Source organism: Psychrobacter sp. 219-2-C, from assembly GCF_049560815.1.
GTDB classification, from domain to species: Bacteria; Pseudomonadota; Gammaproteobacteria; order Pseudomonadales; family Moraxellaceae; genus Psychrobacter; species Psychrobacter faecalis.
On record NZ_CP186933.1, the window covers coordinates 2,025,364 to 2,039,971 of the forward strand.

Sequence of the window (14,608 nt, forward strand, 5' to 3'; positions counted from 1 at the left end):
CTATAGTTAGAGAAAAGTAATATCGATACATAGCGCACTGCTGATGTTAATTTTTCGTAGCCTCTGTCTGCGTAGGCTCAGCAAGCGAGAAAAATTAGTATCAGCAGTACCGTGGCGATTTTAAGATACTTTAACTATAATAACTTGGCTATTCTATTATTATTCAACAAAGATACTTAAAATTGCATAAGTTCAAATACCTTTTAAAAATTTATAACTTGGTAGTCTAGCAGATTATAAATACACAACATATGTTAAAGTACTGATTACCCCTAACACTAGCTAGATAGGAAAAGTACTGCCATGGCTGGTATCAACAAATTAGAATTATCCGAAGCGGACATTATCAGTAAGTTTATTCTACCTGCTGTTATCAGCTCAGGCTGGGATGACATGACCCAAATTCGTGAAGAGGTGAAGCTTCGCGATGGTAAGGTTATCGTTCGCGGTCAAATGGCAGTGCGTAAGACAGTTAAGTCTGCTGACATTGTTTTGTACCACAAGCCTAACCTGCCACTTGCTGTTATCGAAGCTAAAGCGAACAAATACTCTATTGGTAAAGGTATGCAGCAAGCGCTTGACTATGCTGGGCTGCTTGAAGTACCGTTTATATTTTCATCTAATGGCGATGGCTTTATTTTTCATGATAAAACCAGTACCACTACTCTCGAAACAGAGATTTCACTATCAGACTTCCCAACGCCAGCTGAGCTATGGGATAAGTATTGTCAGTGGAAAGGCTATACGCAAGCACAGCTGCCTATCATCACTCAAGACTATCACGATGATGGCAGTGGCAAATCACCGCGATACTACCAGCTCCAAGCTATCAATAAGACCATAGAAGCCATTGCTCGCGGACAGAATCGTATCCTGCTCGTGATGTCAACAGGAACGGGCAAAACCTACACTGCCTTTCAAATCATTTGGCGTCTGTGGAAGGCTAGAGAAAAAAAGCGCATTTTGTTTTTAGCTGACCGCAATATTTTAGTCGATCAAACTCGGGTGAATGACTTTCAGCCTTTTGGCACTGCGATGACTAAAATAGAAGGCCGTACGGTTGATCCAGCCTTTGAGATTCATCTTGGCTTATATCAGGCGTTAACAGGCCCAGAAGAGCATCAGAAGGCTTTTAAACAGGTCGCACCAGACTTCTTTGACCTAATCGTCATTGACGAGTGCCATAGAGGTAGTGCCGCTGAAGACAGTGCTTGGCGTGAGATACTGGAATACTTTAATAGCGCCACACAAGTAGGCTTAACGGCGACACCTAAAGAGACTGACGAGGTCTCTAATTCGTATTATTTCGGGGACCCTGTCTATACCTATACCCTAAAACAGGGTATTGAAGATGGTTTTTTAGCGCCTTATAAAGTGGTTCGAATTGATATCGATGTCGATATGCAAGGCTGGCGTCCAACGAAAGGACAGACAGATAAGCATGGTGAATTGATTGAGGATCGTATCTATAACCAAAAAGATTTTGATCGTACTCTAGTAATTGATGAACGTACTGAGTTGGTAGCACAGACCATCACTAGCTACCTTCAGCGCACTGATCCAATGGCCAAAACCATTGTGTTCTGTAATGACATTGATCATGCGGAGCGAATGCGCCGTGCTCTGATTAACTGCAATCCAGAGCAAGTCAAAAAGAACGAAAAGTATGTCATGAAAATTACGGGCGATGATGAGTTGGGTAAGGCTCAGCTTGATAATTTCATCAACCCCAAAAAGCCCTATCCAGTGATAGCGACGACTTCAGAGCTGATGACCACAGGTGTCGATGCCCAAACCTGTAAGCTAATCGTGCTAGATCAAAACATCAAATCGATGACCAAGTTTAAGCAGGTTATCGGTCGTGGCACCCGTATCAATGATAAATACGGCAAGCTATGGTTTACGATTCTCGACTTCAAAAAAGCGACTGAGCTATTTGCAGATGAGCGCTTCGATGGTATTCCTGAACGTATCATGACTGTGACGCCATCGCAGATTAATGAAGGGAGCGATGAGCTTGATGAAGTGGTGGATGGCGAGTCAGACGCAGAGCTAGATATTGCTAATGGTACTGATTTAGCCTATACAACTCAAACTGATAATAACGACTTTGATTTAGGGGCTGGTATGGGTGATGACATGGGTGTTAGTGAGCCTGCTAAAAAATACCATGTGAAAGGCGTACCTGTAAAAGTAATGGCTCAGCGTATCCAGTATTATGATACTGATGGTAAGCTGGTTACAGAGTCTTTTCAGGACTATACTCGCAAAACCTTCAGCAAGCAGTTTGCTAGTTTGGATGAGTTTACCAAGCGTTGGAACGATGAGGAACGTAAACAAACCATTATTGATGAGCTGGCAAACGCTGGTATTATTTGGGAAGCCTTACAAGAAGAGATTGGGTCAGATATGGACCCCTTCGATCTGATCTGTCATGTGGTCTACGACCAGCCACCTTTGACACGTCGTGAACGTGCGAATGAAGTCAAAAAGCGCAATTACTTTACCAAGTATTCAGATACCGCCCAAAAGGTGCTTAATGCCTTACTCGATAAATATGCTGATGCGGGTGTAGAAGAAATCGAAAGCTTGAACGTGCTCAAAGTAAAACCACTTGATCAGTTAGGTAGTCCGATGGAAATTGTCAGAGAAGGCTTTGGTAGCAAAAAAGACTATCAGCAAGCCATTAGTGATCTCGAAGATGAAATATATTGGACACCACCGCCTAAGCAAGCTTAAGCAACTAGAAAGAATTAGCTACGATCTACATATCTAAGCCTCTTATTGAGGCTTGTTTTATTCCTATCGTTTATTAAAAAGAGAAACCACATGTCAATCAGTTCCGTTATCAAGTCTATTCAAGATATCATGCGCCAAGATGCTGGTGTTGATGGTGATGCCCAACGTCTAAGCCAATTGTCATGGTTATTGTTTCTCAAGATATTTGATGCACAAGAAGAAGCGCTTGAGTTTGAACAAGAAAACTATAAGACCCCCATCCCTGAGAAATACCTTTGGCGTAATTGGGCGGCTGATCCCGAAGGTATCACTGGTGATGAGTTACTAGATTTCGTCAACGATGAAATATTCGTTGAGCTAAAAAACCTTACCGCGCCAGTAGATACTAACCCACGTGGCTTTGTCGTGCGTCAAGGTTTGAGCGATGCTTACAACTACATGAAGAACGGCACGCTACTACGCCAAGTAATCAATAAGCTTAACGAAGTGGACTTTAACCGTTCAGATGAGCGTCATCTGTTTGGTGATATCTATGAGCAACTGCTGCGTGATTTACAGAGTGCGGGTAATGCAGGTGAATTTTATACGCCGCGTGCAGTGACACGTTTTATCGTTGACCGTGTCGACCCAAAGTTAGGTGAGCGCATCATGGATCCAGCTTGTGGTACAGGTGGTTTTTTGGCTTGCTCATTTGATCATGTCAAAAACAACTATGTCGAAACTGCCGAAGATCATCAGATACTACAAAAACAAATCTTAGGTGTTGAAAAGAAACAACTGCCACATTTGCTCTGTACGACCAATATGATGCTGCATGGTATCGAAGTACCCGTACAGATACGCCACGATAACACCCTAAATAAGCCGCTATCGAGCTGGGACAGTGATATTGATGTCATTGTAACCAACCCACCTTTTGGAGGCACTGAAGAGCACGGTATCGAAAAGAATTTCCCTGCTGAGTTCCAAACACGCGAAACAGCAGATTTGTTTTTACAGTTGATCATCGAGGTCTTGGCAGATAAAGGTCGCGCCGCCGTCGTATTGCCTGATGGCACCCTGTTTGGTGAAGGGGTAAAAACCAAGCTAAAGAAAATGCTGACAGAAGAATGTAATCTGCATACCATCGTACGTTTACCAAACGGTGTATTTAACCCTTATACAGGGATTAAGACCAATATTCTCTTCTTTACCAAAGGTCAGCCAACCAAAGATATTTGGTTTTATGAGCATCCTTATCCTGAAGGCGTCAAAAACTATAGCAAAACCAAACCAATGAAGTTTGAAGAGTTTCAAACCGAGATTGACTGGTGGGGTGATGAGTCTGATGGTTTTGCCAGTCGTATCGAAAACGATCACGCTTGGAAGGTCAGTATTGAAGAAGTCATCGAACGTAATTATAACCTAGATATTTCCAACCCTTACCAAGGTGAAGTCATTGATTATGATCCTAATAAGCTACTAGCTGACTATGCCGAACAGCAACAGAGCATCGATACGCTACGTAGCCAATTAAAAGATGGACTGGGCGTTGCACTGTCTACTAACACGACAGAGGGTAACTAGTCATGAGCGTAGAGATGAGTAAAGACATAAGCAAGCCAGAGCAGTTAATCACTGAACATATCGATATCTGGACCAGCGCTATATTAGCTAAATCCACTAGTGGGCGTGGCAGCAGTAAAAAGTATGAGCTATATGGTATTACTAAATTACGTGAGCTGATCTTGGAGTTAGCAGTACGTGGCAAGCTTGTGCCACAAGACGCCAATGATGAGCCTGCATCGGTTTTATTAGAAAAAATAGCGGCTGAAAAAGCTGAGTTAATTAAAGATAAAAAAATTAAGAAAAATAAGCCTTTACTTGCTATTAATGATGAGGAAAAGTCTTTCAACTTACCTAAAGGTTGGGAGTGGTGCAAACTTGGAAATATAGCAAGCTATGGAAATCCCTCTAAAGCCGAGTCAAATACTGTTCAATCTGATACTTGGATTCTTGAGCTTGAAGATATTGAAAAAGGAACCTCCCGACTTTTAGAAAAGGTTAGGTTTTCTGAGCGCCAGTTTAAAAGTACAAAAAATGTTTTCAGTAAGGATGATGTTTTATATGGAAAGCTAAGGCCTTATTTAGATAAAGTTGTGGTTGCTGATGAGTCAGGTGTATGTACGACTGAAATTATTCCAATAACCTGTCATGATAATCTATTACCTTATTATTTGCGCTATTTCCTAAAAAGCCCTAGTTTCATCAAATATGCTAATGGTTCAACGCATGGTATGAGCTTACCCCGATTAGGAACAGATAAAGCAATTAACTCAATAGTTTCCTTACCTCCTACTAATGAACAACAACGTATCGTCGCAAAAGTCGATGAGCTGATGCTACTATGTGATCAACTAGAGCAACAAACCGAAGCCAGTATCGAGGCTCATGCGACACTTGTAGAAGTCTTGCTAGCCACATTGACGGATAGTGGGAATGCTGATGAATTGGCGCAAAACTGGGCAAGAATTGCTGAGCATTTTGATAGTCTATTTACCACCGAGCAAAGCATCGAAGCCCTAAAGCAAACCGTGTTGCAATTAGCAGTGATGGGTAAATTAGTTCCACAGAATCCAGAAGATGAACCCGCTTCGGTGTTGTTAGAAAAGATTGCGGAAGAAAAAGAGCGGTTGATTGAAGAAAAGAAGATTAAGAAAGAAAAACCATTACCACCGATTAGTGACGGAGAAAAATTCTTTGAGCTACCAAAAGGATGGGAATGGTGTCAAATAGATAGTTTATCTTTAAGCTCGGAGGCTGGTTGGAGTCCCAAATGTGATCCTACGCCAAAAGAAGGAGATAATTGGGGTGTACTTAAAGTAAGTGCTGTAACTTGGGGTAAATATCAGCCTGATGAGAATAAAGCTTTGCCAAACTATTTAGAGCCAAAACCTCAGTATGAAGTAAAAGCTAATGACTTCCTTATTTCCAGAGCTAATACGGCCGATTTAGTAGCACGTTCTGTTGTTGTTCCAAAGAACACACCCGAGAAACTAATGATGAGTGACAAAATCATTCGTTTTAGTTTTACTAAAGATGTATTTAGCTATTATATAAATTTAGTGAATAATAGTAGTTATTCTCGCGAATATTATGCAGAGGTAGCAGGAGGTACTAGCAGCTCTATGAAAAATGTATCTAGAAGTCAGGTCAGAGCTTTAAAGATAGCTTTACCTCCTCTAGCTGAACAACATCGCATCGTTGCTAAAGTTGACGAGCTAATGGCTATTTGCGATCAGTTAAAAGTTAAGTTGCAGCAATCTCAAGAGACGCAGGTTCAGCTTACCGATGCGTTGATTGATAGGGCTTTAGGGTGAGTTTTAATATTGGAACAATCACGTTTTATATGCTTTAGTACAACCAAAAGAAATAAACAAGACCTTCTATTAGCAGCGATATTTTAAAATCAGGTATAATAACCTTGTATGTATAATCCATAATGTGCAGAATTAAAAGTGCACAATGCTATTATAGCCTTCATATCTATATTATTAGGCGTCTTGTGCATAAATTAGGGGTTATAATATTCCTCGGTGTGCCATTTAATATCGCTAGCTACGCCTTGCTTACCCATATGGTGGCGCAAGTGTGTGGTTTAGAAGTTGGTGAATTTGTTTGGACGGGTGGCGATTGTCATATTTACCAAAACCATCGTGAGCAAGTTGAATTGCAGTTGACGCGCTCGCTGTATGAGCTGCCAACCTTAACCCTAAACCCTGACATTAAGGATATTTTTGCCTTTACCTTTGACGATATCAGCGTTGAAGGTTATGAGTCGCATCCAGCTATTAAAGCCAAAGTTGCCGTCTAAATTTAATCGCTTTACTTTTAAAAGACCATAAAAAGGATAGGTTATGAGCTATGCCAATACCGAAGTTGCCCAAATCGCGGCCATCAGTCGCAATCGCTGTATCGGCAAAGGGAATGATTTGCCGTGGCATATCTCAGCTGACTTGCAGCATTTTAAAAGCATGACGACCAAACAAAGTGACGGCGCGATACAAGGTATCGTCATCATGGGTCGCAAAACCTTTGAGTCGATGGGCAGCAAACCGCTACCAAAACGTATCAGCTTTATTATCACGACCCAACTAGACTACGCCGAGCAAAATAACTTAGTCGGTAGTGAAAAAGCGTATGTGATGCACAATTTAGACGATGCGCTGACCCAAGCGGCCAGCCTTGCTCATGGTGCGCACCTTGATACCATTTGGGTGATTGGCGGCGAGCGGGTCTTTAGTGAGGCGATGATGTATACCGACCGCGTCGAGCTGACGCATGTCGATACTGTTATTGAAGATGGTGATGCCTTTTATCCCGAACTGCCAAATGAGTTTGTAGTCACAGCAGAATCTGAGCAAAAACACGATGAAAAAAGTGGCTTAGACTTTAGGTTTGTGACTTATAAAATAGAAAATGCCGAATAATAATTGTAGTTTATTAAAATAAAAAAAGCTGTCCTAGATAATTCTAAGACAGCTTTTTTATTGTTGGGCTTTATGAGCACAAACTCAAATTTAGCCCATATTGCTTAAACTACTCATGCAGCACTTTATAAATCGTTTTTGCTAATACCGGACCAATTCCCTGCACGCCAGCCAGCTCCTGCTGCGATGCGCCAAGCAATTGCTGCATACCGCCAAAGTGATTAAGCAGGTCACGGCGGCGCTTTTCGCCAAGCCCTGGTATGACTTCTAACACCGACGAGGAACGGCGTTTATCGCGCTTTTTACGGTGCGCGGTAATGGCAAACCGATGCGCTTCATCGCGGATATGCATCAATAAATGCAGCGCTTTGCTATCCATCGGCAAGTCAAGCGGCTCGTGATCGATAAAGTGCAATACTTCCAAGCCTGCTTTACGCCCTTCACCTTTTGCCACACTAATGAGCAACGTATCATTGAGAATACCCAACTCTGTGAGTACTTCTTTAGCAATACCAAGTTGACCTTTACCACCATCAATCAGCAATAAATCCGGCAATGGCTGCTTCTTATAACGCCGCGTCAGCACTTGCTTCATCGCCGCATAGTCATCACCACCTTGGATATCATGAATCGCATACTGACGATAATCACGGCGACGCGAACCACCTTGGTCAAAGACCACGCAGCTACCGATGGTCGCTTCGCCCATGGTATGTGAGATATCAAAACACTCGATACGGTCAATGGTTCGATCGGTAACGTCGGCGAGGACGTCTTTCAGTGCACCAAAGCGCGCATGCAACTCTAGATAATCGCCAAGCTTGGTTTTTAGGGCGTTATTAGCATTGAGTTTGGCCAAATCTAACCATTCAGCGCGGTGCTCGCGAACGTTGGTCTTAACGACCGTCTTACTGCCAAAGTGGGTTATCAATGCTTCGTTGACCGCTGTTTGATCCGGTAGCTCATGGCTGAGTATAATCTCAGCTGGCAAATCATCGGTTACTTGAAAATAAAACGAAGTAATAAACGCCGATAAATTATCGGCAAGTGGCTCATTGCTATCGATATCGGGAAAATAGTTTTTACCGCCAAGCACGCGCCCGCCGCGCACAGTCAGCACATTGACGCAAGTCATGCCCGCCTGACTGGCAATCGCAATCACATCCGCCTCACCTTCTACGGTATAAACGGCTTGCTTTGCTTGTACTTCGCGCAGCATAGACAGCTGATCGCGATAAAAAACCGCCTTTTCAAAGTCTAAGGCTTCCGCTGCGCTCTCCATCTTTTTAATTAACGTCTGATGAATATCACTCGAATCACCTTTTAAAAAGCGAATGGTATTATTAACGTCCTCGGCGTATTCTTCTGGCGACACCAAACCAACGCAGGGCGCACGGCAACGCTTAATCTGATACTCAAGGCACGGGCGCTTACGCTGTTTAAAAAAAGTATTGGTACATTGGCGCATTTGAAACATTTTTTGCATCAGCACCAACGTCTCTTTCGCCGCATGAGCCGATGGAAACGGCCCAAAAAAGCGACCTTTTTGGTGATTGCCCTTACCGCGACCATAAGCCAATCTTGGATAAGGCTTATCCGCAGAGATAAACACATAAAGGTAAGATTTATCATCACGTAGTAGCACGTTATAAGGCGGACGATGCTCTTTAATCAGGTTTTGCTCAAGTAATAGCGCTTCGGTCTCACTACGGGTAATAATGGTTTCGATATTATGAATTCGTGCTACCAGTGCCCGAGTTTTTGGATGGTCAATGGTCTTAGCAAAGTAGCTATTGACGCGACTTTTCAGCGATTTGGCTTTGCCGACATAAAGAATATCGCCGTTTTTACCCAGCATTTTATACACCCCTGGTAGATTTGGCAGGCGCTGAATTAAATGCTTTAGGCGGGCTTTTTTATCGTCGACGGGACTCGATGCGGAGACATTGACCATAGAATTTTTGACTCTTAAATTAGGGCTTTAACGTTAGTACAGAGTAAAAATAGCACACTGTAAAAACGTAATTAATATCATATGTATGGGGCAACAGCAGGTATTTTGCAAGCCAAAAACTGGCTTAACCAAAGTCATAAAAAAAGCCAGCATCGAGGCTGGCTTTTTATGGAAAACGTTAAAAATCTAGTGACGGAAGTTTGGCAAAAGCGCTGGAATACCGGGCAACATGCCGACGATAGCCATCACTGTGGTTAAAATGACAAAGGTCACCACAGGAATAATCCAGCGACTCATTTTTGTTAAGCTGGCACTGCGCTCTTTTGAACCAATCAAGCCTAAGTTATCCAGCACCAGCGTAATCGACCAACCAAAGGCTGGATTGACCAAGGCAGAAGCAAACACGACAATCGCCGCAGACTGCGTGGTTTTACCTTCGCGGGTCATCTCCATACCCGCTTCAAGTAGCGGGATAAAGACGCCAACAATCAACGCCACACACATTACCGGCTCCCAAATCGCTAAATCCATGGGGTAACCCCAAACACCAGCAATAATACAGAATAATCCCGTTAATATCGCACCGGCTGGAATAGGACGCTTCGCAATTGCCGCTGGTACAATATAGGTGCCCCATGAAGAAGCGAAGTTAGCACCGCCAAGCACAGAGCCCGCCACCTGACGAATAGACGCACTGGTCATGGTGTCATCGATATCCATCAGCACACGCTCAGTACGTTTTGGATAGCTGATTTTTTGAAAGACTTGATGACCTAAAAAGTCTGGTGACCACATAGCGACTGCCAATACTGCAAAGGGCAATACCACGATAAAGCTTTCGACAGTTGGCAAGCCTAACATCCAGCCCGTGTTTTCGCCCCACCAATACATTGGGTTCATATTTGGTAGGCCGGGTGCGGTTTTAAAGGTAAAAGGCGCGCCCATCGCAAAGGCAACTCCGCCGCCTAACAAGCAGCTGAGTGGCACCGCCAGCCAGCGTTTTTGATAATTCTCTAACAGCGCATATAAGATAATCGTCAGTAGAATCACCACAAAGGCGATATGCGACATACCAATCCCTTCCGCCCAAGCAAATAGGTTTTTGACTTGGGAGGTGGTGCCGATAAAGCCTAAATATAGCAGTAGGCCGCCGCACACGCCTTTACTGGTCAAGTTCGCCAGCAGACTGCCGCCTTTACTAATGGCAAGTAGCAAACCAAAAGCACCGATTAGTAGACCAAAGGCCATCGGGTGACCACCCGCGGCAACGACGATAGGAATCAGTGGAATCAGTGGGCCGTGCGTACCAGCAAGGTTAGCAGTCGGTAGCAGGAAGCCTGAGAATAAAATCACAAAAAACGCCACGATAAGCAATTCATAACGCACGTTTTCTAACACAAAAGCATCGCCCAAACCAAGCGGACCAGCAAAGGTTGCAGCAATGGCGCCCACCATCACCACTTTACCGATGGTCGCTGCCATTGCCGGAATCGTATCTTCATATTCAAAACGATAATCGCGGAACGGCAAATTAGCACGCCAACGTTTTGGTTGCATGATTTGCAGTTCATGATTGAGGTAGGCATTACGATTTTTAAAGCTAGCGCTGGGCTTATGTAACTCTACATAGCTGCCTTGCAAATCGTCATTATTAGAAGAGATTGGTTGCTGCGGGTTGCGCCCTGAGGTGGGAAGCTGTGTACCACTCATCACATTTCCTTATGTCAACTGAGGTTTGAGCGGCGTTATTATCCTAATATCGAGTAAATATTAAACCGCCCAAAACAAAATCCCGCTATTGTAAGACATCGTTAAAGATAATGCGAGACTTTCGCCATTAAAAGATACTACCCGTATCATTATGAAAAGTATTTTTTATGACTCAATCGGTCATACTTAGAAAACGGTAATGAATGCAAACAAGATAATGGCTTTATCGTCGCATTTGCCGTTTCGTTACGCTTTAAAACTGGCGAGCTTCATGGTTTTTCACTATGATAAATGTCTTTTTATGGCTCATTGCTTGAAAACTTACCTTATAAGCAACAATCCTTGCAGTCATACTTAACTTAATACAATAAAAATAACCCATACCACCAGACTAGCAATATCTAAAAAGGGAATAGGAAATATTGATGAATTTACTGCCTAAAAGACTTGAAACGCTTAAACGTAACGCGAAAAAAAATATCATGCCATTACTGACGCCCTACTTGCTTAAACTGCGTATCAACACTTATGCGCCCTACATCGGCGCTGGTATCAAGATTGAACACATGAATTTAGATCAAGGTTTATGCGTGGTCAGCATGGGCTTAAATAATTTAAACAAAAACATCGTCGGCACCCAGTTTGGGGGCAGCTTATACTCGATGGTAGATCCGTTTTATATGCTGATGCTTATGCACCAACTGGGCAGCAGCTACGTAGTGTGGGATAAAAGCTCACATATTGAATTTATCGCGCCGGGTAAGAGCAAAGTCACCGCGCGTATCAAGGTTAGCAGTGCTGAAGTAATCGCTATTCAAGAGTTGGCAAAAGATGGCGAGCCCGTTTTTCGTGAATACAGCGTCGATATCGTCGATGAGCAGCAAAAAGTCGTTGCTACTGTTAATAAGACTCTTTATATTCGCTTGCGTAAGTACAGCAAATCTAAAGACCAAACCAGCCGCGTAGACAATATTGAAATCTAAAACATTGAAAGCCAACGTATCACGCAAATCTTGAATGAAAACAGCATGAAATCAGCAATTAAAGCCTAAATAAAAGCGGTAGAAACAAAAACCCCAATCTGGCATCAGCACAGATTGGGGTTTTGTCTTTTTTGGTATGGCCCGCTTATTTATAAATAAACCTATGAATAAGGGCTTGTATCTACTTTTGCTTTGCCAAGCATCAAGCGTCCAATCAGACGACTAAGCGCGGCAAAGCAAACTGGTTCTTAAATACCAGGAGCAGTATCAACTGCTTTAGGTACGCCAGCGTCAGTTTTTTTGTTTGCAGCTGGACGAGCACCAAGTTTTTCGCGGATACGGGCTGATTTACCAGAACGCTCACGTAAGTAGTATAGTTTCGCACGGCGAACTGCGCCACGGCGTTTCACTTCGATGCTATCAATGATTGGTGAATGCAATTGGAATGCACGTTCTACACCAACACCGCTTGAGATTTTACGTACGGTAAACGCTGAGTTTAGACCGCGGTTACGCTTGGCAATTACAACGCCTTCAAAAGCCTGTAAACGCTCACGCTCACCTTCACGTACTTTTACTTGAACCACAACGGTATCGCCGGGTGCAAAGCTTGGGCGCTCAATCAATTGCGCATTTTCGATGACCTGAACCAATGGATGCTTGTTGCTCATGAGAGTTATCTCCTCACATTAGATAATAGAGGCTTGACGCATATCACCTGTTTGTAATAATGAATCATAGCTATTATTAATATCTTGGATTAATAATAACTACAACGTAAATGGGTTATGACCAACGGCCATGATGCTATGACACGTTTTATTGTTGCTCAAAATTTTATTGCTTAACTGTTTATTTATTAACCGCTATTAACGCTATTTTTTATCTGCTTTTGTCAATGCCTTTAACCACTTCGCTTGCTCGACCGTTGGCGTAAACGCTTGCCATAAATCTGGACGCCGCGCTTGCGTACGTTCGACCTGTTGGCTAAAGCGCCACTTGGCGATATTGCCATGATGACCTGAAAGTAGAACTTCAGGAACCGCCAACCCAGCAAATTCATGCGGCTTGGTATAGTGCGGACAATCAAGCAAACCATCGACAAACGAGTCTTGCTCAGCGGATTTATCATCACCCATAATATCAGGCAGACGACGTATCACACTATCCATGAGCACCATTGCTGGTAGCTCGCCACCGGTCAACACATAATCACCAAGTGAAATTTCCATATCGACATACTGCGTCAGTAAGCGCTCATCAATACCTTCGTAACGACCACATAATAAAATCATGCCGTCATACTCAGTCATACTGACCACACTACTTTCGCTGAGCGTTTTGCCTTGTGGTGACATATATATCACCGGACAGTGCGCACTATCGACACGGCAACCATGCTGACTAGCGCGCAGGCGGGCATCCTCAATTGCTTGGGATAATGGCTCAGCCATCATCACCATACCAGGACCTCCACCATACGGGCGCTCATCAATACGGCGATAATTATCCTTGGTATAATCACGTGGATTGATGCATTCAATCGTGACTTGCTCCTGAGTGACTGCCCGTCCCGTGATTCCAAACTCACGAATTGTGGCAAACATTTCAGGGAAAATACTAATCACGGCAAAATACATCAGATCTCTACTTGCATAAACACTGCGTGAATGACGTTTTTATCAATCAAAAAAAATTACGACTAATAATCACTTTGCCATGCCACAAGCACGGTTTTCTCAGCCAAATTGACCTCAATCACCGTTTGCTTATGCCAAGGTATTAGGCGCTCCTCGGCGTCCAAACTGTCTGACGTTGCCGCGACACGCATGATGTCATGGGCCCCGGTTTCAAACATTTCAGTAATCTCGCCTAAGTTTTCGTCCTGCTCGTTTATCACGCGCAGGCCCACCAAATCTGACCAATAATATTCGTCTTCACCGGTTTCTGGCAAAACGTTTTGCTCAACCCAAATGGTCACGCCATTCATGGTCTCTGCAACGTTACGATCAGGGACTTGCTCAAATTGAGCGACAATGCCCGTCCCTTGCTCGCGCCACGCCTTTACGGTTAAAGGCTTCATGCCAGTAGCAGTTTTCATCCACCAAGGCTGCATGTCAAAGATTGCCGTGCGATCATCCGTGTCACTAAATACCCACAGCCAGCCTTTGATGCCATAAGGCTTTTTTAGCTGACCGATTTTCATAAGCGCACTAGCGTTTGGAACAGATGACATAACGGCTAACCTAACGATGACTAAAACAACAATGATAGATAAAGCAATGACTAAAAAACGAGGGTAAATACAGTTCAATCAACAGCGCTAAGCGCAATCAAAAGTCATAAACAGTTAATGGCGCACCCTGGTCAGACCAGTTACGCTATGTTTTCTAAAGTCTGTTGAGACTGCCATAGACCAGCTATCAGCGCCTCATTGACGGTACAAACTTAAGCAGTTGCTTCAGTTTGAGCGGCAGACTTGTTATAAGCTTTTGCTAATGAAGCAACGCGATCTGAAGGTTGTGCACCTTTAGCGATCCACGCATTGTACGCTTCCATGTTTAGGCGTACTGCTTCTTCAGACTCTTTAGCGAGTGGGTTAAAAAAGCCGATGTTTTCAATGTAGCGACCGTCACGCGCGCGGCGTTGATCAGCAACAACTACTTGATAAAATGGGCGTTTCTTGGCACCGCCCCGTGCTAAACGAATAACAACCATGTGAATTCTCTCTTTCGCAGGTATACCAAAAAGGG

General features: G+C 43.5%; 11 protein-coding genes and 1 pseudogene. 6 read left to right on the plus strand and 6 right to left on the minus strand.

Annotated features, from left to right (window positions below):
• Window positions 1–312 precede the first annotated feature (312 nt).
• From hsdR to ACPEGP_RS08270, 5 genes and pseudogenes are all read left to right on the plus strand, one after another.
• On the plus strand, window positions 313–2,739 hold the full coding sequence (hsdR, locus tag ACPEGP_RS08250) for an EcoAI/FtnUII family type I restriction enzme subunit R (protein ID WP_423814269.1): 2,427 nt from the start codon (window positions 313–315) through the stop codon (window positions 2,737–2,739).
• A gap of 90 nt (window positions 2,740–2,829) precedes the next feature.
• The gene (locus tag ACPEGP_RS08255) at window positions 2,830–4,305 is read left to right on the plus strand and encodes an N-6 DNA methylase (protein WP_423813124.1); all 1,476 of its coding nucleotides are present in this window, start codon (window positions 2,830–2,832) and stop codon (window positions 4,303–4,305) included.
• A gap of 2 nt (window positions 4,306–4,307) precedes the next feature.
• Window positions 4,308–6,098: a restriction endonuclease subunit S gene (locus ACPEGP_RS08260; protein ID WP_423813125.1), complete on the plus strand. Its 1,791-nt coding sequence runs from the start codon at window positions 4,308–4,310 to the stop codon at window positions 6,096–6,098.
• Window positions 6,099–6,304: 206 nt separating this feature from the next.
• Window positions 6,305–6,592: pseudogene (gene thyA, locus ACPEGP_RS08265) on the plus strand (thymidylate synthase); the annotation flags it as partial.
• Between the two features lie 43 nt (window positions 6,593–6,635).
• Window positions 6,636–7,208: a dihydrofolate reductase gene (locus ACPEGP_RS08270; protein WP_423813126.1), complete on the plus strand. Its 573-nt coding sequence runs from the start codon at window positions 6,636–6,638 to the stop codon at window positions 7,206–7,208.
• A 109-nt stretch (window positions 7,209–7,317) separates the two neighbouring features.
• Here the strand turns inward: ACPEGP_RS08270 and uvrC are convergent, their stop codons facing one another.
• Together uvrC and ACPEGP_RS08280 are read right to left on the minus strand one after the other, a co-directional pair.
• Window positions 7,318–9,162: an excinuclease ABC subunit UvrC gene (gene uvrC, locus ACPEGP_RS08275; RefSeq protein WP_201592036.1), complete on the minus strand. Its 1,845-nt coding sequence runs from the start codon at window positions 9,160–9,162 to the stop codon at window positions 7,318–7,320.
• Between the two features lie 186 nt (window positions 9,163–9,348).
• A complete protein-coding gene (locus ACPEGP_RS08280; protein WP_423813127.1) occupies window positions 9,349–10,872 on the minus strand; it encodes a DUF3360 family protein in 1,524 nt (507 codons plus the stop codon).
• 425 nt (window positions 10,873–11,297) lie between these two features.
• Here ACPEGP_RS08280 and ACPEGP_RS08285 point away from each other — a divergent pair, with 425 nt between their 5' ends.
• The gene (locus ACPEGP_RS08285; protein ID WP_423813128.1) at window positions 11,298–11,855 is read left to right on the plus strand and encodes a DUF4442 domain-containing protein; all 558 of its coding nucleotides are present in this window, start codon (window positions 11,298–11,300) and stop codon (window positions 11,853–11,855) included.
• Between the two features lie 248 nt (window positions 11,856–12,103).
• On the opposite strand, the gene rplS is transcribed toward ACPEGP_RS08285, so the two are convergent.
• The 4 genes from rplS to rpsP form a co-directional block, all read right to left on the minus strand.
• The gene (gene rplS / locus ACPEGP_RS08290; RefSeq protein ID WP_068403752.1) at window positions 12,104–12,526 is read right to left on the minus strand and encodes a 50S ribosomal protein L19; all 423 of its coding nucleotides are present in this window, start codon (window positions 12,524–12,526) and stop codon (window positions 12,104–12,106) included.
• 204 nt (window positions 12,527–12,730) lie between these two features.
• Window positions 12,731–13,495, minus strand: a complete 765-nt coding sequence (trmD, locus tag ACPEGP_RS08295) for a tRNA (guanosine(37)-N1)-methyltransferase TrmD (RefSeq protein WP_423813129.1) — start codon at window positions 13,493–13,495, stop codon at window positions 12,731–12,733.
• Between the two features lie 62 nt (window positions 13,496–13,557).
• Window positions 13,558–14,091 (minus strand): ribosome maturation factor RimM, encoded by a 534-nt coding sequence (gene rimM / locus ACPEGP_RS08300; protein ID WP_144297691.1) that lies wholly within the window; start codon window positions 14,089–14,091, stop codon window positions 13,558–13,560.
• Between the two features lie 212 nt (window positions 14,092–14,303).
• Window positions 14,304–14,573, minus strand: coding sequence for a 30S ribosomal protein S16 (gene rpsP, locus ACPEGP_RS08305; RefSeq protein WP_021812802.1), 270 nt, complete (start codon window positions 14,571–14,573; stop codon window positions 14,304–14,306).
• Window positions 14,574–14,608 lie beyond the last annotated feature (35 nt).